Raw genomic sequence first — 26,253 nt, forward strand, 5'->3', positions numbered from 1 at the left:
GATATGAGGCTAAACGAACCTCTTTCCGGATACGGTGCTGCGAACGATCTGGTCCGAAGGACTATGGTGGAGAATCCACATACTCTTTCGAACGTTATCGCTCAGAACGAAAAATCAATCCGAGAGTATTCTATAGATAAAAAGTACGCGGTGCAAATGTACACCGAGACTTTTTCGCTATCTCCTGAATATAGAGAAAGACTTCGTAACTCATACACCCAAAGGATCGGAGAAATAGAAAAGGAAATCCGTTCTTTTAAAGGGCCAAAACCCGAGGGTGGAAAGGAGAGAATTTTCTCCTACGATAAGAGCGGTAGAAAAACCGAAATTCGGACGCCTACTCGTTCCACAGTGGACTATATAGCTTAATAAAACCACGTCGGCTTCCGAGGGATGTTGTTGGAAATATCCTCGAAAAGGACGCTTGTGCGATGGAATTATTCACAGTCCTATTCTTAAACATTATTATAGCCATTGGCTTGTACGTAGGTGTGTCCGCTCAAGTGACGAAGAGGATCCGCTCTCATATGATACGTCGTATCAACGAAGAGATCCGAACTCTCGTGGATGAGATCCAAACAGAAACAGAAAGCCAAATCGAACTTTTAAATTCTAAGATCCAAGCTTATAAAATTTTGGTCCAACGTTCCGATTCTTTGGAGGATAAATACAGATCTATCCTCCAAAAGTTGGAATCTCTTCCTGAAAGAATACTTTCTAACGAGGGAAAAAAAATAGAAAAACAGAATGTTTCTCCTGAACCATTATTAGAATTCGAAACGGTAGAAGAAGAATTGGAAACGGGCGAACCTTCTACCTTAACTCATAGGGAAGCGGTCCAAATTTCCGATGAGGAAAAATTTAAGAACGAATATCTGACTCTAATTCGAGAAAAACAAAAAGAACTTAAAACTACTCCGGCAGAATCATTAGAGAATAGAAAACAGGAACTTGCTGCAAAAGCGGGAGAGGGTGTAGGTAGACTATATAAACAAAATCTGAGAGAAAATTATTCTCCAGAAAATCCAAAACCGTTCTTAGATCCTGAAAGAAAAAATCCCAAAAAAGAAACTGCTTCTGTGGAAGAAGAATCCGGGACCTTGGGAATCCTGAAAAACTTCGGCAAGACTATTAAGAATGTAATGGGCTGGAAAGATTCCCAGGAATTGATGTCTGAAATTTCTCCAACTAGAACTCCTCAGCCGATGTACAATCCAAGTTCTACATTTGATATCTCTTTGGATGGAGATCCATTCGAAGAAAATAAGATCGAATTTCCGGAAGATATCAGCGGAGGCTCTTTAAAAGCAGAGCCCGACTATACTCCTGAATTAGATCCTAAAAAAACGAGTTCTAAATCCAAAAGAACGGATAATAAAATTCCTGCAGAAGAGAACTTCGGAAAAATCCTAGAAAGAAAAATGACGGGTTACGTTCCTCAAAAACAGGATTCCGTAAAAATTTCATCCGAAACGGCGCTAAAAGACCTGGGAGAAGGGGCGAGTAAAATTGAGAAGGTAGTTTTCCTCTTGAAAAAAGGATACTCCCATGAGGAAATCTCAGAAGCCTTGGATCTCGCCACCGGTGAGGTGGACATTATCGAAAGATTTAGGTTGGAGAGAAATAGGAGGACCTAATGTCCCAATTTAGCGTCTTGAACGTTGGTTTTGGAAATATAGTAATGGTTTCCAAAATTGTAGGTATCATTCATTCGGATTCTGCATCCGCTAAAAGGATCCGAAACGAAGCCAAAAGTAATAACAGTTTGGTAGACGCGACTCAGGGAAAAAAGACCAGGTCCATTATAATCACCGATTCCAACCATTTGATCCTTTCCAACTTAAGAGTAGAAGCCCTCACAAGAAGGATAGAAAGCAGGGATAATTCTATCGCAGAAGAAGAGGAAGAAAAGGACTGAAATCTCCCAAACTAATCGTTCTGTCCTCCGTAGCAGGAGGAGGCAAATCCACACTTATCCAACTGATCCGAGCCAAACATCCTGATTTGGCTTTTTCCGTTTCTTGTACTACGAGGGCTCCTCGTCCAGGTGACAAGGAAGGAGTAACGTATTTTTTCCTGACTAAAGAGAAATTTGAATCCGGGATCGATAATGGGGAGTTTTTAGAATGGGCCAAGGTCCACGATAATTATTATGGAACTCCTGCAATATTCGTAAACCAATGTATGTCTGCCGGCAAGTCGGTGATCATGGATCTGGATGTGCAGGGCGCTGCTCAGGTAAAACAAAAATTGGGAAAAGAAGCGATCACAATCTTCATTCTTCCCCCCAATGAAGAAGAATGGGAAAAAAGATTACGCGGCAGAGGGACCGATTCCGAAGAAAGTATCCTAAAAAGGATCAAAAATGGAAAGGAAGAATTAGCTCATAAAGATGAATTCGATCATATCATTGTGAATGATAAACTGGAACACACACTTTCTCGTTTAGAAGAAATTTTATTTTAGAATTTCCGCGAAATTAGGAAACCTAAACCGTTCTCTACTGTCTTATTCTGAGCCAAGGATCAGGTAATATGAAATTCTTATGCAATTCTCTTTTAGTTTCTGTACTTTCTATTTTTAGTTTTCAATGTATGTTTCTCATTAAACCTAGAAAGGATTTTGAAGAGAGTAAAAATTTAACTGCTCCCGATTATTCTAAGCCTGAGTTTTGGGCGGCACTTCCGGATAAAAAAGATAATGCGGATCTTGTTCCTGAAAATTCAGGCTTAAAAGAAAATCAATCCTTGGCAGAGGCAGATACTTTTTATATCCATCCAACTACATTACTTCTTCGTCCTAATTATTGGAACGGAGATCTAAAAGACGAAAGTTTAAACGAAAGAACTGATAAACATCCGATCAAAACCCAAGCAAGTGCATTCAACGAATGTTGTAAGGTTTATGCTCCTCGATATAGACAAGCTGCATTTTTTGTTTTTACAAAAGACGCTTCGGAAGGAGAGGCCGCATTAGATTTTGCATTCCAAGATGTGAAAGCTTCCTTTCTTTATTATATGAAACATTGGAATAAGGGTCGTCCTTATATCATCGCTTCCCATAGCCAAGGCACTCGACATTCGATACGTTTACTTAAAGAAGTGATTTCCACGAATCTGGAATATAAGAAAAACCTGGTAGTGAGTTATTCGATCGGTTTTCCTTTTAAGAAAGAAGAAGCGGGTTTGCCTGTTTGCTCAGGGCCGAAAGATACAGGATGTGTGGTGGGTTGGAATTCCTATATTTGGGGAAATTCTCCCGGTAGATTATTGGATAGATACGGAAAAGACACCGTTTGTGTGAATCCATTGAGTTGGAAACAAGACGAGGAATATTCAGCTAAGTCTGAAAATTTAGGAAGTGTGAACCGAAGTTTTGATCAATTGCTTCCAGGTGTTGCGGACGCTAAATGTAATTCTGGGGTTCTATGGATACACGAACCTGAGATCACTCGGACTCCAAACTTAGGAAAAGATGGGAATTTACATACTGGAGATTTTCATTTCTTCTATGCGAATATTAGGAAAAACGCAAAAGAGAGAACGGAAACTTTTTTAAAGAATCAAAACTCGAAGTAAGTCTTAGATTTTGTTTCGCACGGTGACCAAGGAGTTTTTCATCCCAAGGCGCTAAGAAAAGAAGATATAGGTTTTCAAATCCTAAAAATCTCTTCTAAACTTTGCGGCTTCGAGTGAGACCTGCCTTCTGTGATTTCCGTGCGAAACTTTAATTCGTACAATAAGTCTGTTCTATTACGATAGAAGGCATGTCTGTTCTTTTGCCGTCCAGATCCAACTTCTTATTTTTTAGATAGAATCCGCAAACTTCCACATAAGAACCGACAGATACTCGATTCATTAAACTATAATCGTCCGAATCTAAAACCACTGGTTTTCCGGAGAAATGAACTACGAATCGGATAGAATTTCCTTTGTATAATACATGAGTTACTGTTCCTGCGACTCGAACAGTTTCTCCAACTGCTTTTCCCGGATTATTGACCAGTTCTTCGCCCGAAACATATTTCGGTTTTGCGGGTGCGGAAGCTTTTTTACTTTTAGAGTAAATGGTTCCTGCAGATAATACTAGTATAGAAAAAAATAGGATCGTTTTCTTTTTCATAAAATTTTAAAGTTCTTCCGACTCAGAATTGGATTCAGGAGCCTTAATCACATCAGATCTGGACAACCATTTATTCGTAATATTCGCCCTGCGTTCTGCCGGGAACAAGGTGAGAAGATAGGTAGTAATTGTTTGTCTACCGTCCTGCTCTGCATCCTTGTCCATTTGAATGAATACATCTATGATATCTTTGTCCGACCAATTGGTAAGCATCTGCACTGCGTTGTCGGGAGGCATATTTGCCACCTTCTCCGCCATGACCTTAACCAATTTACCTCTGCTATTCCTTTCAGATTCAGAAGATTTAAGCTCATTTTCCTTGGAAGTAAGACCTCGTTTGAGTTCCTCGATTTTCTCGAGTTCCGCTTCCAGGCGCTCTTTTTCTTTTTTGAGTTCTTCTTCTTTTTGTGAGATCTCGTCTCTATCTTTGGCGAGTCTTTCCATTTCTTTACGGAATTCCAACTTCTCTAATTCAGAAGGGGATTCGGAGTCCGCATTTACGAGTCCTGGTTCCGTTCTTAAAAAAGGAAAAATTTCAGCAGCGTCTATGATCTGAAAATAATGAAACGCAAAAAATCCGATCAACACTAGGAAGAAGATCAGGAGTACTAGATATACTGCTCTTGCTTTGTCAGTTAAACTTGCCACTTTTTATACCCGGATGTCCAGCCTGGAGCCTGAAATTCTTTTTTCCAATTCTCCTGCCTTATTTTCCAAATGAGAAATTTTATCTTGGAGATTTGCCATGCTCCCGATTAAAGGATCGGAAGATTCTACAGTTTTACGTACTTCTAAAAAGGGGAGGTCACTTTTTATAACGCTCGTAAAGTTTTCTGAGCTCAGAAAGTCCCGCATCTTCTGTACCGGTGCGCTCGACGCCTCCCGTATCATAGGTAAATACTTTCGGATCCCGTTTAGATCTATCATCCCCATAAATTTCCTCCCTAGTCTTCCTATAAAGATCTGCTAAAAATTGCTCTTCTGCCTGGATTTTTTCCGCCTTTCTATAGGAGTGCATATACTCCTTAAAACGGTTTTCTTTTAGAAGTTCCAGTACCTTCTTCTCTTTTCTTGCTTCTGATACTTCCGTTCTTTTTTTTTCAACAGGTTCATCGAAAGAACGTATTTCATTCTCTAACTCGGAATTTCGAGTTAGAAGTTGTCTCATATAAGTTTGCAAATAAGAATATTCTCTTAAGTCTGCACTTCCCGACAGCGTAGTAGAAGATAGAGATTGTATTCTTGCATCATTGGAATCTATTTCTGATTGTCGTTGGTTAACTTCTGCCACTAATTCTGAAAGTTCTTTGAGTTTTTGGTCCTCTTTGATCTTCTTTAAACGAAGTACAGGTTCGAGCCTGAATTGGAATCTTTTCATCGATTAAAATTCCTCTTCTTCTCTTTCTTCTTTTAAGATATCTCTTAAGCCACTGACTGTTTGTGGGAAAAGACTTCTTTCCATAAGTCTTTGTTTTAAATAAGAATCTATTTTATCTTTTTTGCGAATAGCGAGATCCACTTTTGGATCGGATCCTCTTACGTAAGCATTCAATAAGATCAATTCTTCCACTGAATTATAAGTGGAGATCAGCTCTCTGATCATACCGGCTCTCATGAACTGGTCTTCTTCAACTATTGATTGCATTACCCTGGAAAGTGAAGCAGGAATATCGATTGCAGGATAATGATTTCTTTCCGCCATTTTACGCGAAAGAATAATGTGACCGTCTATATAACCTCGGACTGCGTCCGCGACAGGGTCTTCCATCTCGTCTGTGTCAGTTAGGATCGTATAAAATCCTGTGATACTTCCTCCTGATTTTGAAGTACCTGAACGTTCAACTAGTTTTGCTATTTTAGTAAAAACAGATGAACTAAAACCTCTTGTGATGGGAGGTTCATGGTTAGAAACAGAGATCTCTCTATTTGCGTGTGCGAACCTGGTTAGGGAATCCATCATTAAGTTTACATGAAGTCCCTGTTCCCTGAAATATTCTGCAACGGAAGTGGCGAGTAATGCGCAGTTTACCTGTTCCATCTTAGGTGCATCCGAGGTTGCTGCGAATACTACGGATTTTGCGAGACCTTCTTTTCCTAAGTCTCTTTCCAAAAATTCGTTCACCTCTCTGCCTCGTTCTCCAACGAGTGCGATCACGTTTACATCCGCATTCGTGAACCTTGCGATCATACCGAGTAAGCTGGATTTTCCAACGCCCGATCCGGAGAAGATCCCTAACCTTTGTCCTCTGCCTACTGTTAAAATTCCATCTATCGCTCTTACACCCGTAAGTAGAATGTCCCGGATCACAGGTCGATCCAAAGGATTGATACTTTCTCCTTCTGGAGATTTTTCTTCGGAAGTGATGATGAGTCCTTTTTTGTCGATCGGACGTCCTACGCCATTCAATACACGACCGAGCAATTCTTTTCCAACAGGAACATTCAAACTTCTTCCTGAAGAAAATACGAAAGCGTCAGGATATACTCCTTCCACAGGACCAAGAGGCATTAGTGTATATACATGATTTTCGAAACCAACGATCTCACATTGCAGGTAACCTTCAGTTCCTGCTTTTTGGACTTCCATGATCTCTCCGATCTTGGAATCCGGAGGACCTTCTGAATAGATTACGTTTCCTGAGACTCGAACGACGCGCCCGGATTTGCGGATTGTTTCTGTGCGGTCCAAGATCAGAAAATACTTGGAGATGACGTCTACCTTTTCGTGAAACTTCTTCTCTATCATGATCTTAGCTCTTAGATACCGGATACTGTCCCTGGGATTTTACCCGGAGTCAAGTGATAATGAGAATATAACTGAATTATGTCACATATGAGCGAAGAGCGAATCCAGTCGAAGTGCCTACAAAGAAAACCCCCCTGACCCGACCGCCTATGGTTTCGGCGGCCGGGTAGGAGACTAAGTTTGGACGTGAATGTTAGATTAGATCGGCTCCGCATTTCGAATTGCTTCTTCGATTTCTTTGAGCTGTGTGGAGATCCTTGCATCGATGGCACCAACATCTGTTTCGATGATGACCCCACCTCTGTCGACGCGAGAGTCTTCGTAGATATTGACCTTGCGAAGAGACTCCATAAGTTTGATAAGTTCATCTTTGTGAGCTGTGGTGATCTCCAAGTCTGCAAAGTTGACTCGGATATCCACACGGTCCCTGTCCTTGATACGTTTCAGGGCTTCTCGAATATTATTGAGTACGATTTCTTTACGTTCAATGATCTCATCTTTGATGATTTTACGAGCGATGATCAGGATCATCTCCACCATCTGCTTCTCGGATGCCTGGATGAGTTCCGCACGGATATCGATCGCTTTACCTACGATAGTTCCGAGACGGTCGATTAGGCGTCGGACTTCTCCCTGGCCTTTTCTGAATCCTACTTCTCGTCCTGCTTCGAATCCTTTTAGGTAGGCCTCATGTTCGATCTCCGCCGTTTTCATCTCGGCTTCTTTGATCATTCTTTCGGCTTCCATCTTGGCTCTTTCCAAGATCTGTTCTGCTTTGGCCTTACCTGAATCCTCTTCGAGTTTGATCTTCTCTTTGGAATCCTGGATCATTTGGAAGGCTTTTTTACGGCCTTCTTCCTCGATCTCCTCCGACTTGCGACGGGAGTCCTCGAGCATTGTTTTGATATTTTCTTCCGTTTCTTCTTTATAACGGTTTAGCTCTGCCTCGATCTCTTCAATAGAAGGACCTTGGTATTGCTCTATAATATTTCCTTCTTGGTCGACTTCGAACTCTTCGGCGTCTTCGTCCCTATGGAATTTTTTATATTTGTCCGGAATTTGCAGCTCTACCTGATCCTGCATGTCCGCGATTTGGATAGGTTTGAAGACTAGTTTTGCCATATTAGTTCTTTCTCCGGAACTTGATTCTTCCTGATTCTACGGATTCCTTAAAAATTTCAAGTAGTCCGTTCTGAGCGGTTTCAATCTCAGCGAGGGAAACCGGGCCCATAGAATCTTCTTCCAATCGGATGGAATAGGCAAGAGATGGATCTAACCTTTCCAATAAAACCTGCTTCGTTTCCGGTTCCGTTCCTTTAAAAGCGGTCGCGGTCACTATCGGATGGATCTCTCCCATGAACTTGTTTAGGGCTTCTCGGCTTAGATCCATCAGGTCTTCCATTCGGAAGAAATGCTTATTTATATTTTCGGCAAACGACTGGCTCTTTTCGCGTATCCTCGAGAATAATTTCTGGGAATCTTGGGGGTCCAATTTGCCCAAAAGTTCTGCGGCCCTTTTGCCACCCTTATCCCTGGTAGGAACTCCAGACTGAGGGGATTTCAGGACTTCTTTTTTGAAGCGCAAAAACCTCTCCAAGGAGTCCATAAGTCCGGCAGAAGAAAGGTCCAAATTCCGTATGGAAAGTAGGATCTCCTCCTGGGTCTCTTCCGGGAATTCTTCCAATACTCTGGCAGAAGTATCCGGATCCGCGTAGCAGAAGATGAGTGCGATCCTGTCGGCTGATTCTCCTGCTACGATTTTGGAAAGTTCTTCCTTGGTATAAGATTTGAGCTCTTCGGACCATTCCGGTTCTGAAACTAAATCTTCTTTCAGGATAGTTTCGAGTTCTTGGATTAATGCCAAGGTGTCTCGATCGATCCCTTCTTTTGGGACTGTTGAGAGTCCTTCTAAGAAGGAGCCTAAAAGTTCTCTTTCTTGTTTCGCTTCTATTTTGCCGGACTTGTGAAAACTTTCTAAAAGTTTCGATGTGTCCTGAGGCCCAAGGTGGCGAAACACTTCCGGGGGAAGATGCTCCCCCAGGATTCGGAGGAGCTGTCCCGCCCGGTTTCTTTTTCCGGACAGGATACTCATTAGGTTGCTTCCTCTTCAGATAACCAGGTGCGTAGAAGTTGTGCCACTTCTTCCGGTTTTTCCCTGGCGAGATTGATCGCGTTTTCGAGAAGTTCTCTTCTGAGTTTTTCGTCCAGAGAGAGTTCGACTTCTGCGCTTCCGTCGTCCATAACTCGGAGAGCTGCTTCTCTCATCATCTGCTGCATTGCTGCGAGTTCTTCTTCGCGTAGTCTGCGGCGTCTTGCGATTTCTTTTTTGATCGCTCTGTAGATGAGGATAGTAAGTATTAAGAATAATACAATGACCAAGGATGCGATTACCATTTGGCGGATCGCTTTCTGTTTTCTTAATTCTTCGTCTTCTGCAGCGAACTGAGCAGTGCGGTCTTTAGCAATGCTGATTACGGAGATTTGGTCTCCTCTTGCTTTGTCTATGCCTACCGCTGCTTCTAAGTTTTTACGAACAGTTCTAATGTCTTCATCGGAAACAGGGATATAAGTTCTGTCGTAACCGGTTCCATCCGCGTTTTCCTTTTTAGTCCACTGACCGTCCACTACCACGGAGAGATTTACTTTTTCAATCTTCCAAGGTTGTTTTTGGACTTCGCTAACTCTTCTATTGAATTCGAAGTTATTGATATTCTCAGTTTTCTTATAATCTGCTTTTTGATAGTCTGTATCTTTATAACCAGGAGGAAGGTTAGGTTCAGTTCCAGCAGGTCCATCCGGAGTGAAACCTCTTCCGGTGAATTGTTCGCTGGTTTCTTTAGAAGAAACTTTTAAGCTATAACCGTCTACGATCTTCAGTTCAGAATATGGAGTATTTGGATCATCCGGTCTTTCGATTACTGGAGAAACTTGGTTATCTTTATAAGATTCTTTATCCCAGTTTAACATATATTCGAAGCGGGTGATGTCTACTCTGTCTTCTCCGCCTAAGAACCAGCGAAGAGTATTTCTAACGTCGATTAATCTTTGGATCCTTTGTTCTTCTTGGATCCTTAATTTCTCTTGTACAACTCTAAGCTCTAATCTTTCTTTTTCTAAGTCTTCTTCGAAGTCGGAGATGATCTTGCCGTCTGCATCTGCGACTACTACGTTTTCCGGTTTGAGTTTAGGCACCGCTCTGGAAACCAAGTTTACGATACCTTTTACTTCTTTTTTGGAAATCCCTTCGACTCCAGGGATAAAATGTAAGATGACCGAGGCTTTCACCGGCGAAGCATTCGAATTGAACAATTCATCTTCCGGTATTGCTATGTTCACGAATGCTTTGTCTACAGGTCTTAGGGTCATTAAGGATTGCTCGATAGCTCCTTTTAAGGCCCTATACTTTTTGATGTCCTTGTCGAACTGGGTCTCGGTGAATTTCTCCACATTGAATAGCTCCCAGCCTTGCACACCTGCGGGGATCAGGTTTTCTTGGGCAAGTTTTGTGATAATCTCTTGCCTTTGTTCCGGATCTACACTCACAATACTGGTGTCTCCCGTGCTGTAAGAATAGCCCATGGAGTCCAATTTTTTAGTAACCTCTGCGAAATCCTTCGCAGTAAGGTTTTGAAATAGTATGACCTTATTCTTTTGGGAGGAAACGGTTGTCAGAAGCCCTAAGGCAACGACTACAGTTATCGCCACTCCACCTAAAATCAGTTTCTTCGTAGTATCTAAAGAGTTGAAGAACTCCTTGATATTGTTCAGAATCTTTTGTAATTGCTCGGGCATTTTCCTTCACCACCGGACAAGATAGGGGACATAATAGATTTTCGGAAACAAAGTACAATCCCTTTTTAAAAAAACTTTAGAATTTTTTTATTTTCTCCGGATTTTTTATATTAACTCTTTTGGAAACAGCCTCGAAGCAAAAATTAAATTTAGTTGTACATAATTGCTATTCTTATGTTTAGTGGAATTCTGTTTGCTTGGGATTTCTGCTTAGGAATTGTCTAGGAAATAAAACATTTTGAACATGAAACTCACCGAAGAACATTCAAATTTTATAAATCTAGAGGAAGCAATCCAGTTAGAAGAATATTTCAAAACTTTAATATCAGCGGAGAAGGTCTCTAAGATCCAAGAAGTCGCTTCTTTTCGCACAAAGTACTTAACAATTGTAATGGAAGATATATTCCAACCTTATAATGCTAGTGCTCCTGTAAGAACTTCTGAATGTTTAGGCTTAACTGATATCCACGTAATAGAAAACCGAAACACTTATAGGCCTAATGAAGGCATTTCTCTCGGTGCTCAAAAATGGCTAAAAATTCACAAATACCAAAAACCGGATTTCGATAATACTAGACATTGTATAAGCGGTTTAAAGGAGAAGGGTTACAGGATCGTAGCAACCTCTCCTCATACATTAGAAAATTCTTACGAATTAGATACCTTGCCATTAGATAAACCTTGCGCAGTATTATTCGGTTCAGAAGAAAAAGGATTATCTTCTTATTCTATGGAAGAAGCAGACGTATTCCTAAAACTTCCAATGTACGGTTTTACTGAAAGTTATAATATTTCGGTAACGGTGGCGATTGTACTTTCACATCTTGCATTTAGGTTAAGAAAAGAAGTCCCTAACTGGGCTTTAACAGAGGAAGAGCAGGTCCATATCCGGAATTCTTATTATAAAAAAGTATTGTATAAGGGAAATTTAGTAGAATCGGACCTATTACAACGGATCAGATCCGAAGCAGAAAGGGTCCAATAGATCAATTTTTTGGCGGAATGGTAAGGTAGGATGGAACAATTCAGCAGCGTTTCTAAGTTTATAAAAAAGTTTTCACTAGTATTTGCGGGTATTTTTGCATTTCTATTTATAACCAGGCTTATCTATAGTTATGCGGTAGGCCCTGAAACAAATATTATAAACCAAGAACAAGGTTCTTCTATCAATTTTGATTATGGGCGTAAGAACTATGCTTCTGAAAAGTTTTATGCTCCCCAAGACAAGGCGCCGATTTCCACGTCTTCTCAAAAATATGAGAAGGTAGCGGCTGTTTCTTCTAAAACTTCCGAGTTTGATGAAAACGAAAGGAAAACTCGAAAGATGGTAGAAGATGCCAAAGGAGTCATACAATACGAACAAAGATCAGGACTTGCAGGCAAAAGAACATTACAATTGGGTATTGGTGTAAACCCGGACAAGTTCGACTCAATGGTAGAATCCATTCAAACGATTGGCGTTATAGATTCAATTTCCGTAAATAAGACGGATAAAACAAACGAATACAAAAACATCACTGCTACCCGCATCTCCTTAGAAAAATCCAAGGCTGGGCTTTTGAGTTTAAAGGGCAGAAACGGTAAAATAGAGGAATTGATATCTTTAGAAAAAGAAATTTTAGAAATAGAGGGTAAGATCCAGGACTTAGGAGTAAAGTTAGGTGAATTCGATCAGGAGAATGAATTCTGTACGATCAAATTCACTCTAAAGGAAACGGGCGCTGTTGCTGGCGGATTTATTACCTTCTTAAAGAAATGTAAAATATCTTTAGAATGGACTATCAAATACGGATTATTATTCTCTTTCCTCTACGCATTCGCGGCGGTTGGCGGATGGATCACTTGGTTTTTTGGAGTGAAAATTCTGGCTTATCTAAGATCTAAAGGAATTTTATGAAACTCGATAAGGTAAATGTTTCTATGAATTATTATAAAAGTTTTCATTTTCTTTTGATTAGCACGATTCTCGTGATCTTGTCGATCGATCTCAATGCACAAAGTTCGGGCAAATGTGGTTATATACGTGATAGTGATCTAAAAAATATGTGTTTGGCCCAAGCTGAACAAAGTTCGAGCTATTGCGGCCGCATCCGCAACGAAGATCAGAAAAATTTGTGCAGAGCTCGGGTTGAAAAAAACCGCAGTTACTGCGGCCGTATTCGTGATAACGATATGAAGAATGACTGTTTAGCCCAACTTGGGCAAAGCTCGAGCAAATGTGGTTATATAAGTGATAGCGATGAGGAGAACATGTGTTTGGCTCAAGTTAAACAAAGTTCAAGCTATTGTGGTCGTATCCGCAACGAAGACCAGAAAAATTTTTGTAGAGCACGAGTTGAAAAAAGTTCAAGTTACTGCGGTCGCATTCGTGATAACGATCTTAAGAATAAATGTAGAACCGAAGTTAGGTAAAATATTTATTCGAGCAATGATCTCTGCGACTCCGTAAATCTTAGAGTCTTTAATTCAGATTCGATTTGGAAAAGAAAAATTGTAGGAGTTTTCTCATTTGATTTGTAGGAACTCCTGCTCCCAAATACTCTCCGTCCACCCAGATCTCGAAATGTAAATGGATGTTCTCATCATTTCCTTTTGCTTCTCCCATTAGACCTGAGTTTCCTACATTACCTATCTCATCACCTGATTTTACTTTTGCACCGAGCTTGATGCCTCTTTTGATAGAAGAAAGATGATTAAAGGAGGTCATGACCCCATTCCCATGATCGATCCAAACCTGCCTGCCTCCAAAATCTTTTTCTACATAAGTGACCCCGTTTTTCTGGGCTAATGCGGAATACCTTTGGAATTCGGAAAGTGTCATGGGAGAATAATCTAGATCTGCGCGGATAATTGTTCCATCCGCAGGAGAAACCAAAACATCTTCGAAGGTTAAACGTCTTGGAGGGCCGACCTTTTCTCGTTTATAATAGATATCTAATCCTTTATGGATCCCGTTCCTATACTCTCTTGGCGCTCCCGGAAGTTGATAATCTTTTTCGGGAAGAAGTCCGTCCGGAACAGGGTATTGGTAGCCGGTAAATTTATTGGAAACCGAATTTAGAACGGTCCCATTCAGTAAGATCTTAAATTCACCGATCACTATATTCTTTTCTTCTTTTTTAGGAAAATATAATCTAAGAATGGATGCATCAATTGGTGGTAGATTATGTTGATTGATCAGATCTACTTTTTCATTTTTAAAAATAGTCTTCCAGTTTTCTTGGTGAAGAACCTGGATCTCGTATTCTTCCGTTGCTCTTTTGCCTCGGAACATAGGCACCAAAACTTCGATTGAATTGATCAGTCTTTTGGAACCGAAATCTACGATAATCCATTCGGGTTTATTCTCCCCGGAAGAATACCAATATGATTTAGGATTCGAATCGAATAGATTGAATGCTCCGTATTCTTCATCGTAAGAAGAAGATACGGAATAGGAAAAGGGTGCCACTGTAACTTTTCCGAAATCCAAAAAATCAACTTCGGAACCCAAGGAACCGTAGGACTTGGGAGCCGCGGATATGCCGAAAGAAAGAGCCGTAAATAAAAGACAGATTTTTCGTATCATATTAAGATAAGAAAGATTCTCCCGGTTTTGGACCTTTACCTTGTTTGACGAGTGAATTTGCCTCATCTAACTTCCAAGAATCAAAATATCTTTTATCTTCTTGGCTTAGGTCGGGACGGAGTGAGATTGGATTTCCGTTTTGGTCTGCATATAATCCTCTTCTACCAAAAAATCTGCCGCCCGCTTCCTGAGGTTGCACTACCTTCTTCTTTTCTCCTCTCATTTGAAATGCGAGCCTTGCATTTTCTACGTAAGATTTTAACTCGGAAGGGTCTACAGAAATAGTGTGATCCGGACCGGGGAGAGTTTTATCTAAAGTGAAATGTTTTTCTAAAACGCTTGCACCGAGTGATACTGCCAATGCTCCTGCAAGACTCCCTGAAGTATGGTCCGAAAAACCCAAAGGACCATTGAATATATTTTTATAATATTCTAAAGTTTGTAAATTTGCTTTTTCCGGAGGAGTCGGATAGAGAGAAACACAATGGAATAATACTAGATCTTTTACTTTCTCGGATTCCAAAAGTTCTAATGCACGAATGACTTCGAAACCTTCTGCAGCGCCGCTGGATAAAAATAATGGGAGTCCTGTGCCTGCACATTTTTGCAGAAGTTGTTTGTTTACGATGTCTCCGCTTGCAATCTTGAGAGCTTTCACTCCTAAGTTTACTAAAAGGTCCACACTTCCCGGATCCAAAGGAGTGGATAAGAAGAAGAGACCTTCTTCCTTTGCAGTTTTTTGGAATTCAATATGTAGTTTTTCTGAAAGTTCGTAAGTCTGGAAAATGTCTACGAGGACTTTCGCTTTGGGATTTTTAACATCTAAAAAATTTTCAGTCTTATATGTTTGGAATTTTACCGCATCCGCGCCAGCCTGTTTCGCAGCCCGGATAGTTTTCTTTCCTAATTCCAGATCAGCGTTATGATTCAATCCGATCTCAGCGATTATAAACGGGGAAGAATCCGGACCGATCTCCCATTTATCTTCCAAACGAAAACTTTTCGAAAAAGACATTCTTTCTCCTGAAATAAAAGGGTGAATACCCTTAAGACTAGGATCGGAATACCTGGTCGGAAAGGGAAGGATTAAAGTTCACTTCTCAGGAAAGATCCGATTCGTATTCAGAAGTTCATAACTCAAATTCAAAAACGCCTTTGCCTTCCGTTCATATTCGTCGCAGGTTTCCTTAATAGAGGCACACTTGGACTTGTTCTTACTCCAAGGCATAGGATAGGCTTCTCTGAGTTCACCTTCTGTGGATCTATAAAGAGCATATTCATTCTCGATCCAACCGATCACACTTGAAAATGCAAAATAAGAACCGCCGGTTTTGGATCGGGCTGAATGAGAAAGTAGATCCTTACCGAAGGAAGAAAATTTTACCTTCTTACCTACGAGCCCTAGGATAGTCGGTATCACGTCCAGTTGAGAAGAAACTTGAGGATCTAATTCCGGTTTTATATATTTAGGAGAATAGATCAAAAGTGGAATATTACGGTCTTCGAATGGATTCAGATCTCTATGATGAGTATGATCTGCTACAAAAATAAAAATAGTGTTCTGGAAATAAGGAGACTTTTTGGCCTTCTCCATAAATTTTCCAATGGATTTATCCGAATATGCGTAAGTATTAAAATAATCCGAATCTTTCATAGTTTCCGGATAAGGATTTTCTCCTATTTCCGGAACTTGATAAGGATAATGAGTTGTTAATGTTAAACTGACTGCGGCAAAAGGTTGTTTTGCTTTTGCGATAGTCGCATGAAGTTCTTCTAATACATCCCCATCATAGAATCCCCAGGCTCCCGATTTATATTTTCCTGTTTTTTCGATTTCCTCTTTTCCAATGATCGTGTCGAAACCCCAATGAGGGAAAAGAAAACTCATATTATCAAATCCTACATCTCCACCATGCACGAAGTATGTGGAATATCCCAAGGTTTTTAGTAAGGATCCAAGCCCTCCAAAATTTCCAAGCACCTGATGGGTCCTAACAACTGTTATCCCTGGCCGATCCGGGATCCCTGTGAGAACTGACATTAGCCCGTTTACTGTTCTTCCACCTGTTGCAAAAAATCTGGGAAAATATCTGCCTTCTTTTGTTAGAGAATTAAAATTGGGAGCTAGTTCTTTTCCTCCAACAATTCCATCTCCGTTTGGTTTCAGGAATTTTCCTGTCCAGCTTTCTAAAAGAATAAGAACTATATTTGGAGGAGTTTCTTTTCTTGTTTCTAAAGTTTCTCTTAAAAGAGGATATTCAGGATCTATGAACTTTGCGCCTGGATAATCGATCTCTTTTTGCACGATCCGGATCGATTCTTCTTTAGACATTTCTAATTCAGGAAGAATCGATTTGGATTTTAGATCCATGATCGTAGTGAATACCCCATTTAAAGGAAGTTGGTTTAAGAAAGGATTTTCCGAATGGATTGCTTCTGTGGATCTTAACGGCCTTGATTGGGTTCCTCCTCGGAAGAGAAGTAATAATAAAATAATGGAGATAGGGACCTGCGCCAATTCTCTGGTCTTGTTTTCAGAAGAATATTCGTATCCATTGTACTTTATAAAAAGATAAATTAATGTCGGAAGACCTATAAAAATTCCGATCAATCCCAAAATTACTTTTAAAGTATCATTCTTTACCGCGGCTTCTATTAGAATAAGTAGGTCTTTTCCTAAAAATACAAAACCTTCGTAGCCTAGGTGTTTATCCGCCTCTCCGAAATAGATTGTATCTCCGATCAAATGGCCGGTCATCCATAAGAATAATGGGATTGGCAGAATTCCCCAAATATATCTATAGATTTTCCAACGGTTTGGGTAATGAAAAGAAGATAGGATCCATGATAAACCGATTACGATCGAGATCACGCATAGATCGAAACGAATTCCGATCAAAAACGAGATGATTACCTCGCCAATTGGGGAATTTCCCAATTTGGAAATATAGATAAAGAGTAAGGCAAATCTAAAAATAGTTAAAAGTATTAAAAAACAGAAAGAGTAAAATAAAATTATCCTAAGGTTTGAAGGTAGCCTTTTTATCATTCTTAATTCCAGCCTAAAGATTTAGAAAAATGGAAAACTAAAAAAGAAGAAGTATATGCAAGAACCGTCATGTATGTGAACATAAAAACCGGCCAGAAAAGTGAATTTGTTTCTTTTCTTACAACCGCAAGAGTAGACATACATTGGCAGGCGAATGCAAAAAACACAAGTAAACTAAGTGCGCTTGCAATCGTCCAAACAGGTTTTCCGGTTTCAGGATCTTTATCTTTTCTGAGTGCAGACCTTAGATTTTCATCCTCGGAATCTTCTCCTTGGACCCCGTATACGATGGACAATGTGGATACCATTACTTCTCTCGCTGCGAATGAAGTAATGATCCCGAGTCCCATCTTCCAACCGAAACCTATCGGTTCTAAAATCGGCTCCATCATTTTTCCCATTCGTCCTGCGTATGATTCGGAGATTTGTAAGGACTTTACCTGGGAAGAACTTAAGTTTTGGTTCTTAAGACCTTCTACCCTTGGATAATTTGCCAAGAACCATAGAATGATAGAAATGAATAAGATTACTTTTCCTGCGTTTCCAATAAAAGCTTTGATCTTCTTATAAACTGTAAAAAATAAACTTTTGAGAGAAGGCCATTGGTATCTAGGGAGCTCCATCAAAAAGTAAGCTGGTTCAGATCTGAAAAAAGTTTTTTTAAATAAGAACGCAGCTCCCATCGAAGCAAACATTCCCAATAGGAAAAGACCGAATAACGCTAGGACTTTCGGAGAGAAGATCCCAAAAACAGGTTCTGCAGAGAAAACTGTTCCTATAACTAAAATATAAACTGGATATCTGGCGGAGCAGGTGATAAGAGGTGATACTAAAATTGTAGTTAGCCTGTCCGCTTTGTTCTCTATGGTCCGGGTTCCCATAATCGCAGGGACTGCACAGGCCGCGCTGGAAAGTAATGGTATAAATGATTTTCCTGAAAGTCCGAATCTCCCCATGAATCTATCCATAAGAAAAGAAGCTCTCGCGATATATCCGCTTTCTTCCATGATCCCTATGAATAAGAAGAGCAGACTAATTTGAGGGATAAAAACTAAAACCGCACCAACTCCTCCTATCATTCCTTCTTGGATGAGGGAACGCACCGGTCCTTCCGGTAAATAATTCCCTGTCCAATCTGCAAGATCACTGATCCTAGTCTCTATCCAGTCCATTGGCAATTCTGACCAGGTGAATAAGAATTGGAATACGAGCGCCATGATACCTAAAAAGATCGTAAGCCCCCAGATCGGATGCAAAAGTATTTTATCGGCAAATCCTAAAATCCCTTTTTCGGCGATTTCAGAGCCTGAAACTGCTTTGGATAAAAGTTTTTTGATCCAGATGGATCTTTGGACCAACTCTTCTCCATAAGAAAATTCTAATTTAGATTTTTCCCATTCAGAATGGATGAAATTTCGAGTTTGTTCTGGGAAAAATTTGGAAGAAGGAAGTCCTGTTTGTAAACTTTCTCCGCTGAATTCTTTAAAACTATTTTCCAGAACGAATCTAACAGAATCCGGATCGTCTACGGAAAGTTTAGAAAGTACGGATTCGATCAGCGCGGTCCTTTTTTTATCCCAGGAAAAATCAGGATCGGGCGTTTTGTACGAAGAAGGGTCTGTTAAGACTTTTTCGAAAACTTCTACACCTTCTCCTGATCTTGGGTTTACGAAATAGAAAGAAACTCCGAAGGCCTTCGATAAAACTTTGAGATCTAAATGAACTCCCTTCTTTTCTAAGGTATCATTCATTGTGACTGCAACTATCATAGGTATCTTCAGCGAAGATACCTGTAGTAAAAATTGGAGTCCTCTTTCGATTGCAACTGCATCCAATACGAAGATGAGTTTGTCTTCCGTATCTCTAGAAAGAAGAATGCGGGTTGTTACCTGTTTATCTTCCGATTCTCCGCCTAAACTATAAGCTCCAGGAAGGTCTACTATATGCACGGTCCTATCGTCTGTATGGATGGTACCTTCTGCCTTTTCTACGGTGACTCCGTGATAGTTTCCCGTTTTTTGTCTAAGTCCTGTAAGTCTGTTGAATAATGTGGACTTTCCGCAGTTTGGATTTCCAGTAAGTAAAACTCTGGATTTTTCTGTTTTTTGCTCCGGAGTCTGTATTTCAGTATTTAATAATTTCATAAACTAGTTCAATTCCAGAAGGTCCGCTTCTAATTTCCGAATGGCCAGTCGGACAAGGCCTAATTTTACGATCATCTTATCTTGGTCCTGGAATTTTCGGACCACAGTGATTTTTGTTCCGGGGAGAAAACCCATGTCTAAAAGGTTTCGTACTAGTCCCGTTTTTCCGGATTCGTTTTTAATTCCGGTAATTTTACCGGATTCTCCCTCTTCTAATTCGAAAAGTTTGGATTTCATTTTATAAATTTTTCCCTATCCCGGATCAGATCTAATTCAGGCGCGAAAGATTTGATATATCTATCAAAGTATAAGATTTGTTTGATAAGAAGTCCAAACTCTTTGGGGATCTTTAATCCATTCCTATCCGAAATATCTCGGAACTCGAAAAGAATAGTATTCATCTTCTTCTCGTCGAAAGCGTCCAACTCTCCCATTTGGATGTCCAGGACCATCTTACTCATTTGGTCAAAAACAGTCTCAAGATCCTTGGCTAATTTTTTCTCGTCTATTCCAGAGGCAGTTCCATCCATACGGACCAAACCGCTTGCGATCCTGTCTGTTCTATTCAGTGCGAGTCCTTCTAAAAAGATCATTAGACCTTCCCAAACTTTGGAGGAAATCCTTCCCACGATCCCGAAATCGATAAAACCTACTGTTCCATCTCTTAGGATCATTAGGTTTCCTGCATGTACGTCCGCATGGAAAAACCCTGATTTAGAAAGTGTGGAAAACCAGATCTCCAACGCATCTGAAAGTGTTTTGGAAGGATCTTTGCTGAATTTTCGAAGAGAAGTTTCGTCGGTAATGGGAGCTCCGTAGAATTTTTCCATGACCAAAACTTTTTTGGTGCTAAGTTCTCTGTAAATTTTAGGAACTCTTGCTCTGGTTTCGCCGGAAGATAGAAGATACCTTTCGAATTCTTCGCAATTGTTTGCTTCTTTTATAAAATCTATTTCTTCTAAGATGGAAGATTGGAACATTCCCACCATTTCTGAAAGCCCAGATTTATTCAGCCCAGGCACAAATATTTCGAATAGTTTGGATGCTAAGAATAGAAGGTTTAAATCAGCTCCTAACGCACTTTCGATATCCGGTCTTTGTACTTTTACGACTACGTCCAAACCGTCTTTTGTCACTGCAGAATGGACTTGCGCGATAGACGCAGATGCCATCGGGACCGGATCTATACTTTGGAATAATTTTTGGTAATCTCTACCCAGTTCTTTTTTTAATACTTTCTGGACTTCTGAGAAAGGAAGTGGTCGTACGGAATCCAAACATTTTTGCATCTCTGTTACGATCTCTTCTGGGAAAAGAGAAGGGGCAGAAGCGATGAACTGGCCTAATTTAATATACGTTGCGCCTAATTCTTCAAACGCTTCTCTCAATCGGACCGGAATATTACGGGAACTACTTCCTCCTGTAGCCAAATCTTTTAAAAGGAGGATGGTTTTGGTGGAAAAAACATAACTACTGGTCACTATACGACTAGCGCTGTTTACCCCTTGCAGAAGTTGATCGAGGAATCCTGGCATTTCAGCTCCAGATTAAGAGAACTTGAAAGGAACACAATCCAAATCAGGTAGAAAAGATACTCAAATCGGGATAAAGGAACCTGAAGAAAGGTACTCGGGTCTATTCTCCATGTTCCGCCGAGAAAACCGTATTTTGGTTTACGGCAGCGGCGAGAATTAGAGTATGGCTCTCGAACGAGAATTTCGGTCAGTAGTATGAGTGGCGAATCAGTATTATTGCAAGAATTAGAAAAACTCGAACTGAACGACCTAAAGAAGACAGCCGCTCTCTGGAACATTCCAAAGCTTCCGTTCAAAGAAAAGAATAAGAACGTTAAGTTTCTTTTCGACAGCTTTCTAGATGAGTTTTACCTTAAAGGTGTACTGGAAAAACTTACTGTACTCCAAGTTAATATCTATACCTCTATCTTAAAAAATAAGAATGTTCTCACCTTGGGAGAAATCTCCCGTAAAGTAAATATTCCTCCAATCAACGTGGAGATGGAACTTAACCTTCTCCGCAAATACCAGCTCGTATACCAAAGAAAAAACAGAGAAAGACTTACCAATAACCTGGATAAGTATCATGCTTATGACGAGCTGGCTGCCCTTGTTTCGTTAGACCAAAATCTAAAAGGGGACAAATACAAGGTCTCCGTCGAAAAACTTCTAGATCGCAAGAAGCTGACAGATATTTCCAACGAATGGAAGAAGGCAGTCAAGGCTCCTGCAAAGATCGACAGTATTCGCAAGTTTATCACTCACGCGACTTCTGACGAGGCGTATGAGGCAGCTATCGTTTCCTTATCCGAATTAGAAAGGGACACTGTAGTCAGGATCTATCTAAGTGGCGGTGCTGCTGACGCAGACGATATCAGAAGTTTTATCGTGATGAGCAGAGGCAAATACGAGACAATCATTCCTGCATTAGTCGAAAAGGGAATGATCGCCGACGTTTGTTTCGTAGAGGAGAAGTTCGTAAGAATTTTCGCTCTACCGGAAGAACTTTTAAAATATATCCAAAATAATCCGATCCTTCCTTCCGTTAAAAAAGGAACTCGCCAAAGACAGGAAAAACTCGCCACTAACGAGTTGGATTTCTTCTTAAATACCAAAAAGCTTCTTTCTTATATTAGCAGAAAGGGCTTGGTCCTGGCAAAATCCGGAAAGGTAAAACAGGCGGATCATAAAAGAACAGAACAGGAATTATTAAATCCCGATATCAGTATCTTCCCGGAGAAAAGCCAGATCTATCAGATGGAACTTATCCTTCCTATACTGAAACTTCTGAACTTGGCGGATATTAAAGGGGAGAATATCATTCTAAGAGGGGACCTGGATGGTTTTCTCGCAAAGGATATATTCGAGATCATGAAACTCGTCATCCATGAGGTGAACGAGGCTAGAATGAAACGGGTAAATCCGCCTGAGGTTTTCCAACCTACTGAAATGCCTTTTTACGATAAGATGATTTTGGACAAATGTGTGAACTTGATTATCAAGTCTAAGCGTATTCATCTTTCTGTTATTTTCTCTAATATTATCAGGGAACATTTGATCTTCAGCCCTGGTTTCCGTACTAAAAATTTCCAGACTGATCTGGCGGATCTTCGTAAGGAGATCATGAGTGCGATCTTCTATCTGCATTTATTCGGATTATTAGAAGTAGAATACCCAAACCGTTTCTTAACTCTTTCTAAACTCGGAGAATATTTCTTCCAAACAGGAGAGCTTGCCGGTGTTACGGAGAAGGGTGGAATCACGATCAACCCGGACTTCTCCGTGATCGCATTCCCTGAGAAAGTTTCTATTTACGGAATTCATCTTTTAAAAGCGTTCACAGAATTAAAAGACTACGATCGAGTTTATACTTTCGTTCTTACCAAAGAAGCATACCAATTGGGAATTCTTCTGGGATACAAAACAAACGAGTTCGTAGACTTCTTAAAAGCTTCTAGCAAAGCGGAACTCGCTCAAAACCTTTTATTCTTATTAGAAGATTGGGGTGGCAACCTGCCTGTTGTGGAAGTAGCGGAAGATTGTGTACTGGTTCGCACCAAAGACCAGAACGTGATGGAACTTCTACTTGGTCAGATCAAAGGGAAGAAGATCGTTCTGGACGAGATTGGACCAACTGCAGTGCTTGTGGATAAAACTCGCGTCCAAGACGTGATCACAGTCGCAGAAAAACTGAACCTGATCATCAACCTTACTAGGTAAATTCTTTTTGCTCACGCGAAGCCGCGAAGAATAGAAGGTTCTTTTCTAATTGTTATTCAAAGTATATATTTAGTTTCAAGATTTTTGGGCGCTAACCTTCTTTCCTTAGCGCCTTTGCGTGAAAAAATGTAGAAGGATTTTAAATCAGTCCGGAGTGACTTTGATCTTGGTTTTGAATTCCCATTTGCGGAATGGAGCAAGGGCCTGTAGCCTTTCTTCGCTCACGAAAAAAAGACCTTCCCCGAATTTGACCAATCCACCCTTATAATGGGCGTACTTGGTTTTGTGATCGATCAGACCTATTTCCTTTACCTTATTCCAGTCATCGCAGGTTTTCAGGGTGGGAACTCTCCTGAGATACAATTCCTTGATTGAACCGTCCCTTACAGAGTCCCTTAAGATCTTTTCCCATTCCATATAAGCGCAAATTAGAATAAATTCTCTAAAATGCAACTAAGTTTCGAAATCTTCTTTTTCTCCCGAAAATCCGGAGAGCATTTTCAAAAATGAAAATACTCTGCTTGGTTTTTCAGATCCTCGGACAAATGGGCGAGGCCTACTGAACCGGAACTCAGTTCTTCTGTGGAAGATGCGTTAGATTGGGTCAGGTCGTTAATACTCGAGATTGTTTTCGAAATTTCTTCGATTGCCAGTTTTTGCTCTTGGATAGCAGTTTGGATACCTTCCGATCTTTCCTTCACTTCCTGGCCTTTTTTGTTTACGACCTTATTTCGGACCAACTGCTCTCCCATCACGGAAGATACTTCATTCATCCGTATATAGATTGTTTCAATTCTCTGGATAATCCCTCCGATCACACTTACTGTGTCCCGGATATTACTGACTCCGATCCCGATCTCAGTTTCGTTTGCTTGGATGATATTTTCTATCTCCTTCATGCTGTCGGAAGTTTTGTCGGCAAGTTTGGAAATTTCGTCTGCGACTACTGCAAACCCTTTTCCTGCGGCACCGGCTCTTGCGGCCTCGATAGCAGCGTTCAACGCGAGAAGATGGATCTGTTCTGAAATTGTTGTGATAATTTCGATCACACCTGTGATCTGGTCGGAACTCTGGGAAATTTTACGGATACTTTGGTCAGTGAGTTCCAGAGATTTTCCTCCTCTTCTCGCTTCATCAGTGATCTCTTTCACATGCGAAAGAGTATTTTCTAGATTTTCAGAAGTGGCCAGGATAGAACCGGAAAATTCCACCATCTCGGAATCCAAAGAGTTTAGAAGACTGACTTGTTCTTTTGTTCTATAAGAGATTGCATCCATTCCCGCAGAGATCTCCTCGATAGAAGCTGAAATTTCCTCGGAGGCGGCTGCTTGGCTTTGTGCATTATCCGAGATCGTTTTTAAGGTGCCTGACATTTCTTCGGAAGAATTTGCCAAACTATGAGACGCATCGAAAATTTTATGAAGAACTGCTCTTACTTTACGATTGAATTCATTGATACTGATCGCCATTTCTCCGATCTCATCTCTGGAAAGAACTGTGAGCTTATGAGTAAGATCTCCTTCCGACATTTTTTCGATCAGGTTTTGGCTATCTCTTAAAGGTTTTAAACTTTTGGATAAAATGAAATAAATGATAAATCCAATCACAAACAATCCGCTAAATGAGATCGCTAACATATAGAAGATAGTAGAAATTGCTTCCTTAGAAACTTCTTCATTTACTATGGTCACAAAAGATCTAAATCCATACTTTTTATTTGTATGAACTACCATAGATTTATAAGCGCCATCCATCACGTACTTGATAGCGACTCCATCTTGCGCATTTATGAATGACTTAGCGAAAGGAAGATCTTCCATCTTTTTTAATCTCATATTTTCGCTGATATGATTTAAGAAGGTCATTTTAGGAGTGAGAAGCCCGGGATAACCTGTTTTTCCAATCTTGATGGATTGAACGATATTATTTGTCAGATCTCCTATCCGAACTGAAAATACCAAAAACGCTTTAGAGCCATCACTCAATTCAAATTCTCTAATATACAAAATGACTGGAGAACCGTTTTGGGTGGAATTAGAAGGTTCGCTAAAAAAGAAAGCCTTCTCCTTATTCATATTTCTGATCTCATCAGCTCCTGGAAGTTGGAAAGCAGAAGTTAAAGGAACTATTGCGCTACTTGCTAAGGTTCCTGTTCCTACAGAATGAGAGAACCAGTCTCCCGCCTCTTTCCAAACCGCTATTCCTTCGAATCTTTGGCTGGATCCTAAAAAATTATTTAGGAAATTCTCCGCTTCTTTCCATTTTTTCTGAGAGACCAAGAGCCCTAAGGTTTTGTTTCGGATAATGAGTTCAGCTTCCTCTTCTGTGTCCTCGTAAATCCCTTGGGTGAGAAGGTCCAGGGTTTGAGCAACATTCACCATTTGGTTAGTAAAAGCATTCTTTAAAGATTCATAATTAAGCTTATAAACTACTAGAGAAACCCCGATTGCCAAAACCAGGACGATGGAAAAGAAGATCAATGCGAGTGTTTTGGTTAGATTGAGTTTAACAAGGGATTCTAATGAAATGGAGCCGAATAGATCTGTTCTTGTTAAATTGTCCTTTAGCCAATCAGCAATCAGATAAAAATAAACGGCACTCCATAGGCCCCCGAATACGATCAGTCCTAAAAGAATAGAATAATCCGTTTTGCTGATCGGAAGAAATATCCCAAGTGAAACTACAAAGATCCCTCCTCCTAACCAGATCCGGACGAGTATGTCTAGGGCGTGAAGAACTGGAAGACGGAAGACTGCTTTTTGAGCGCCCATGACTGTTTCTCTAGTCACAGCACCTTCTGCAAATTGTTTGGAATATTTTCGTAACGGTTTTAATTTATAAAAAGAAGAAAGTGAACTGGTGATGAGTCCTAGAACGAAGATCACTCCCATGACGAACCAAAGAGAGTCTGCTCCTTTGAGATCCAAGTCCATAAAATGGATCAAAAATACGATCGCAAATGGAGTTCCGATCAAATAACCTAGACCTTCCGTTAAGAATAGAAACCTTGCGGAGAAGACGGAAATTTCTTTGTTTATGTTTTTCATGCGCGATCCTGGTTGATTTTTTTTTCGACCTAGTATGATCTAAAAAAGTTT

The 26,253-nt window shown here is 40.3% G+C and carries 24 protein-coding genes; 9 read left to right on the forward strand and 15 right to left on the reverse strand.

The features are described from left to right. Positions 1–3: 3 nt before the first annotated feature. The 5 genes from EHO65_RS03530 to EHO65_RS03550 all read left to right on the forward strand — a co-directional run bounded on the left by EHO65_RS03530 (position 4) and on the right by EHO65_RS03550 (position 3,578). Positions 4–369: a hypothetical protein gene (locus EHO65_RS03530; protein ID WP_100709577.1), complete on the forward strand. Its 366-nt coding sequence runs from the start codon at positions 4–6 to the stop codon at positions 367–369. 62 nt (positions 370–431) lie between these two features. After that, positions 432–1,637 (forward strand): hypothetical protein, encoded by a 1,206-nt coding sequence (locus EHO65_RS03535; RefSeq protein ID WP_135772794.1) that lies wholly within the window; start codon positions 432–434, stop codon positions 1,635–1,637. After that, complete coding sequence (locus tag EHO65_RS03540; RefSeq protein ID WP_008597280.1) at positions 1,637–1,918, forward strand: DUF370 domain-containing protein; 282 nt, start codon at positions 1,637–1,639, stop codon at positions 1,916–1,918. The genes EHO65_RS03535 and EHO65_RS03540 overlap by 1 nt, the downstream gene beginning before the upstream one ends. 14 nt (positions 1,919–1,932) lie before the next feature. Further along, complete coding sequence (gene gmk, locus EHO65_RS03545) at positions 1,933–2,466, forward strand: guanylate kinase (RefSeq protein WP_135772795.1); 534 nt, start codon at positions 1,933–1,935, stop codon at positions 2,464–2,466. A 68-nt stretch (positions 2,467–2,534) separates the two neighbouring features. Next, a complete protein-coding gene (locus tag EHO65_RS03550; protein WP_135772796.1) occupies positions 2,535–3,578 on the forward strand; it encodes a DUF3089 domain-containing protein in 1,044 nt (347 codons plus the stop codon). Positions 3,579–3,726: 148 nt separating this feature from the next. On the opposite strand, the gene EHO65_RS03555 is transcribed toward EHO65_RS03550, so the two are convergent. The 7 genes from EHO65_RS03555 to fliF form a co-directional block, all read right to left on the reverse strand. Next, complete coding sequence (locus tag EHO65_RS03555; RefSeq protein ID WP_135772797.1) at positions 3,727–4,122, reverse strand: TOBE domain-containing protein; 396 nt, start codon at positions 4,120–4,122, stop codon at positions 3,727–3,729. Positions 4,123–4,128: 6 nt separating this feature from the next. Beyond that, a complete protein-coding gene (locus tag EHO65_RS03560; protein WP_135772798.1) occupies positions 4,129–4,770 on the reverse strand; it encodes a periplasmic-type flagellar collar protein FlbB in 642 nt (213 codons plus the stop codon). 157 nt (positions 4,771–4,927) lie between these two features. Then, positions 4,928–5,500 carry a flagellar export protein FliJ gene (fliJ, locus tag EHO65_RS03565; RefSeq protein WP_135772799.1) on the reverse strand — a complete coding sequence of 191 codons (573 nt, stop codon included), beginning with the start codon at positions 5,498–5,500 and terminating at the stop codon, positions 4,928–4,930. A gap of 3 nt (positions 5,501–5,503) precedes the next feature. Further along, on the reverse strand, positions 5,504–6,868 hold the full coding sequence (locus tag EHO65_RS03570) for a FliI/YscN family ATPase (protein WP_135772800.1): 1,365 nt from the start codon (positions 6,866–6,868) through the stop codon (positions 5,504–5,506). 198 nt (positions 6,869–7,066) lie between these two features. Next, complete coding sequence (gene fliH / locus EHO65_RS03575; RefSeq protein ID WP_008592071.1) at positions 7,067–7,990, reverse strand: flagellar assembly protein FliH; 924 nt, start codon at positions 7,988–7,990, stop codon at positions 7,067–7,069. A gap of 1 nt (position 7,991) precedes the next feature. Next, a complete protein-coding gene (locus EHO65_RS03580) occupies positions 7,992–8,960 on the reverse strand; it encodes a FliG C-terminal domain-containing protein (protein WP_135772801.1) in 969 nt (322 codons plus the stop codon). Next, a complete protein-coding gene (fliF, locus tag EHO65_RS03585) occupies positions 8,960–10,660 on the reverse strand; it encodes a flagellar basal-body MS-ring/collar protein FliF (RefSeq protein ID WP_086446525.1) in 1,701 nt (566 codons plus the stop codon). Before fliF ends, EHO65_RS03580 begins: the two co-directional genes overlap by 1 nt. Positions 10,661–10,904: 244 nt before the next feature. Between fliF and EHO65_RS03590 the strand changes: the two genes are divergently transcribed. The 3 genes from EHO65_RS03590 to EHO65_RS03600 are packed head-to-tail and all read left to right on the forward strand — an operon-like array spanning position 10,905 to position 13,072. Beyond that, positions 10,905–11,645 carry a TrmH family RNA methyltransferase gene (locus EHO65_RS03590; protein WP_135772802.1) on the forward strand — a complete coding sequence of 247 codons (741 nt, stop codon included), beginning with the start codon at positions 10,905–10,907 and terminating at the stop codon, positions 11,643–11,645. 30 nt (positions 11,646–11,675) lie between these two features. Then, positions 11,676–12,557 carry a DUF4349 domain-containing protein gene (locus tag EHO65_RS03595; protein WP_135772803.1) on the forward strand — a complete coding sequence of 294 codons (882 nt, stop codon included), beginning with the start codon at positions 11,676–11,678 and terminating at the stop codon, positions 12,555–12,557. Then, positions 12,554–13,072: a hypothetical protein gene (locus EHO65_RS03600; protein ID WP_135772804.1), complete on the forward strand. Its 519-nt coding sequence runs from the start codon at positions 12,554–12,556 to the stop codon at positions 13,070–13,072. Before EHO65_RS03595 ends, EHO65_RS03600 begins: the two co-directional genes overlap by 4 nt. A gap of 49 nt (positions 13,073–13,121) precedes the next feature. On the opposite strand, the gene EHO65_RS03605 is transcribed toward EHO65_RS03600, so the two are convergent. The 6 genes from EHO65_RS03605 to EHO65_RS03630 all read right to left on the reverse strand — a co-directional run bounded on the left by EHO65_RS03605 (position 13,122) and on the right by EHO65_RS03630 (position 20,956). Beyond that, positions 13,122–14,228, reverse strand: a complete 1,107-nt coding sequence (locus EHO65_RS03605; RefSeq protein WP_135772805.1) for a M23 family metallopeptidase — start codon at positions 14,226–14,228, stop codon at positions 13,122–13,124. A gap of 1 nt (position 14,229) precedes the next feature. Continuing rightward, positions 14,230–15,243, reverse strand: coding sequence for an N-acetylneuraminate synthase family protein (locus tag EHO65_RS03610; RefSeq protein WP_135772806.1), 1,014 nt, complete (start codon positions 15,241–15,243; stop codon positions 14,230–14,232). A gap of 78 nt (positions 15,244–15,321) precedes the next feature. Next, positions 15,322–17,277, reverse strand: coding sequence for an LTA synthase family protein (locus EHO65_RS03615; RefSeq protein ID WP_135772807.1), 1,956 nt, complete (start codon positions 17,275–17,277; stop codon positions 15,322–15,324). A 2-nt stretch (positions 17,278–17,279) separates the two neighbouring features. After that, positions 17,280–19,421, reverse strand: a complete 2,142-nt coding sequence (gene feoB, locus EHO65_RS03620; protein WP_135772808.1) for a ferrous iron transport protein B — start codon at positions 19,419–19,421, stop codon at positions 17,280–17,282. A gap of 3 nt (positions 19,422–19,424) precedes the next feature. Then, entirely contained in the window at positions 19,425–19,658 is a 234-nt protein-coding gene (locus EHO65_RS03625; RefSeq protein ID WP_008592751.1) for a FeoA family protein, read from the reverse strand. Then, positions 19,655–20,956, reverse strand: a complete 1,302-nt coding sequence (locus EHO65_RS03630) for an ABC1 kinase family protein (protein ID WP_135772809.1) — start codon at positions 20,954–20,956, stop codon at positions 19,655–19,657. The genes EHO65_RS03625 and EHO65_RS03630 overlap by 4 nt, the downstream gene beginning before the upstream one ends. Positions 20,957–21,151: 195 nt before the next feature. Between EHO65_RS03630 and EHO65_RS03635 the strand changes: the two genes are divergently transcribed. Continuing rightward, a complete protein-coding gene (locus EHO65_RS03635; RefSeq protein WP_135772810.1) occupies positions 21,152–23,155 on the forward strand; it encodes a helicase in 2,004 nt (667 codons plus the stop codon). Positions 23,156–23,299: 144 nt separating this feature from the next. On the opposite strand, the gene EHO65_RS03640 is transcribed toward EHO65_RS03635, so the two are convergent. Beyond that, positions 23,300–23,572 carry a hypothetical protein gene (locus EHO65_RS03640; RefSeq protein ID WP_010515454.1) on the reverse strand — a complete coding sequence of 91 codons (273 nt, stop codon included), beginning with the start codon at positions 23,570–23,572 and terminating at the stop codon, positions 23,300–23,302. A gap of 83 nt (positions 23,573–23,655) precedes the next feature. Then, positions 23,656–26,202, reverse strand: a complete 2,547-nt coding sequence (locus EHO65_RS03645) for a methyl-accepting chemotaxis protein (protein ID WP_135772811.1) — start codon at positions 26,200–26,202, stop codon at positions 23,656–23,658. Between the last annotated feature and the right edge of the window lie 51 nt (positions 26,203–26,253).

It is taken from the genome of Leptospira andrefontaineae, from assembly GCF_004770105.1.
Lineage (GTDB): Bacteria > Spirochaetota > Leptospiria > Leptospirales > Leptospiraceae > Leptospira_B > Leptospira_B andrefontaineae.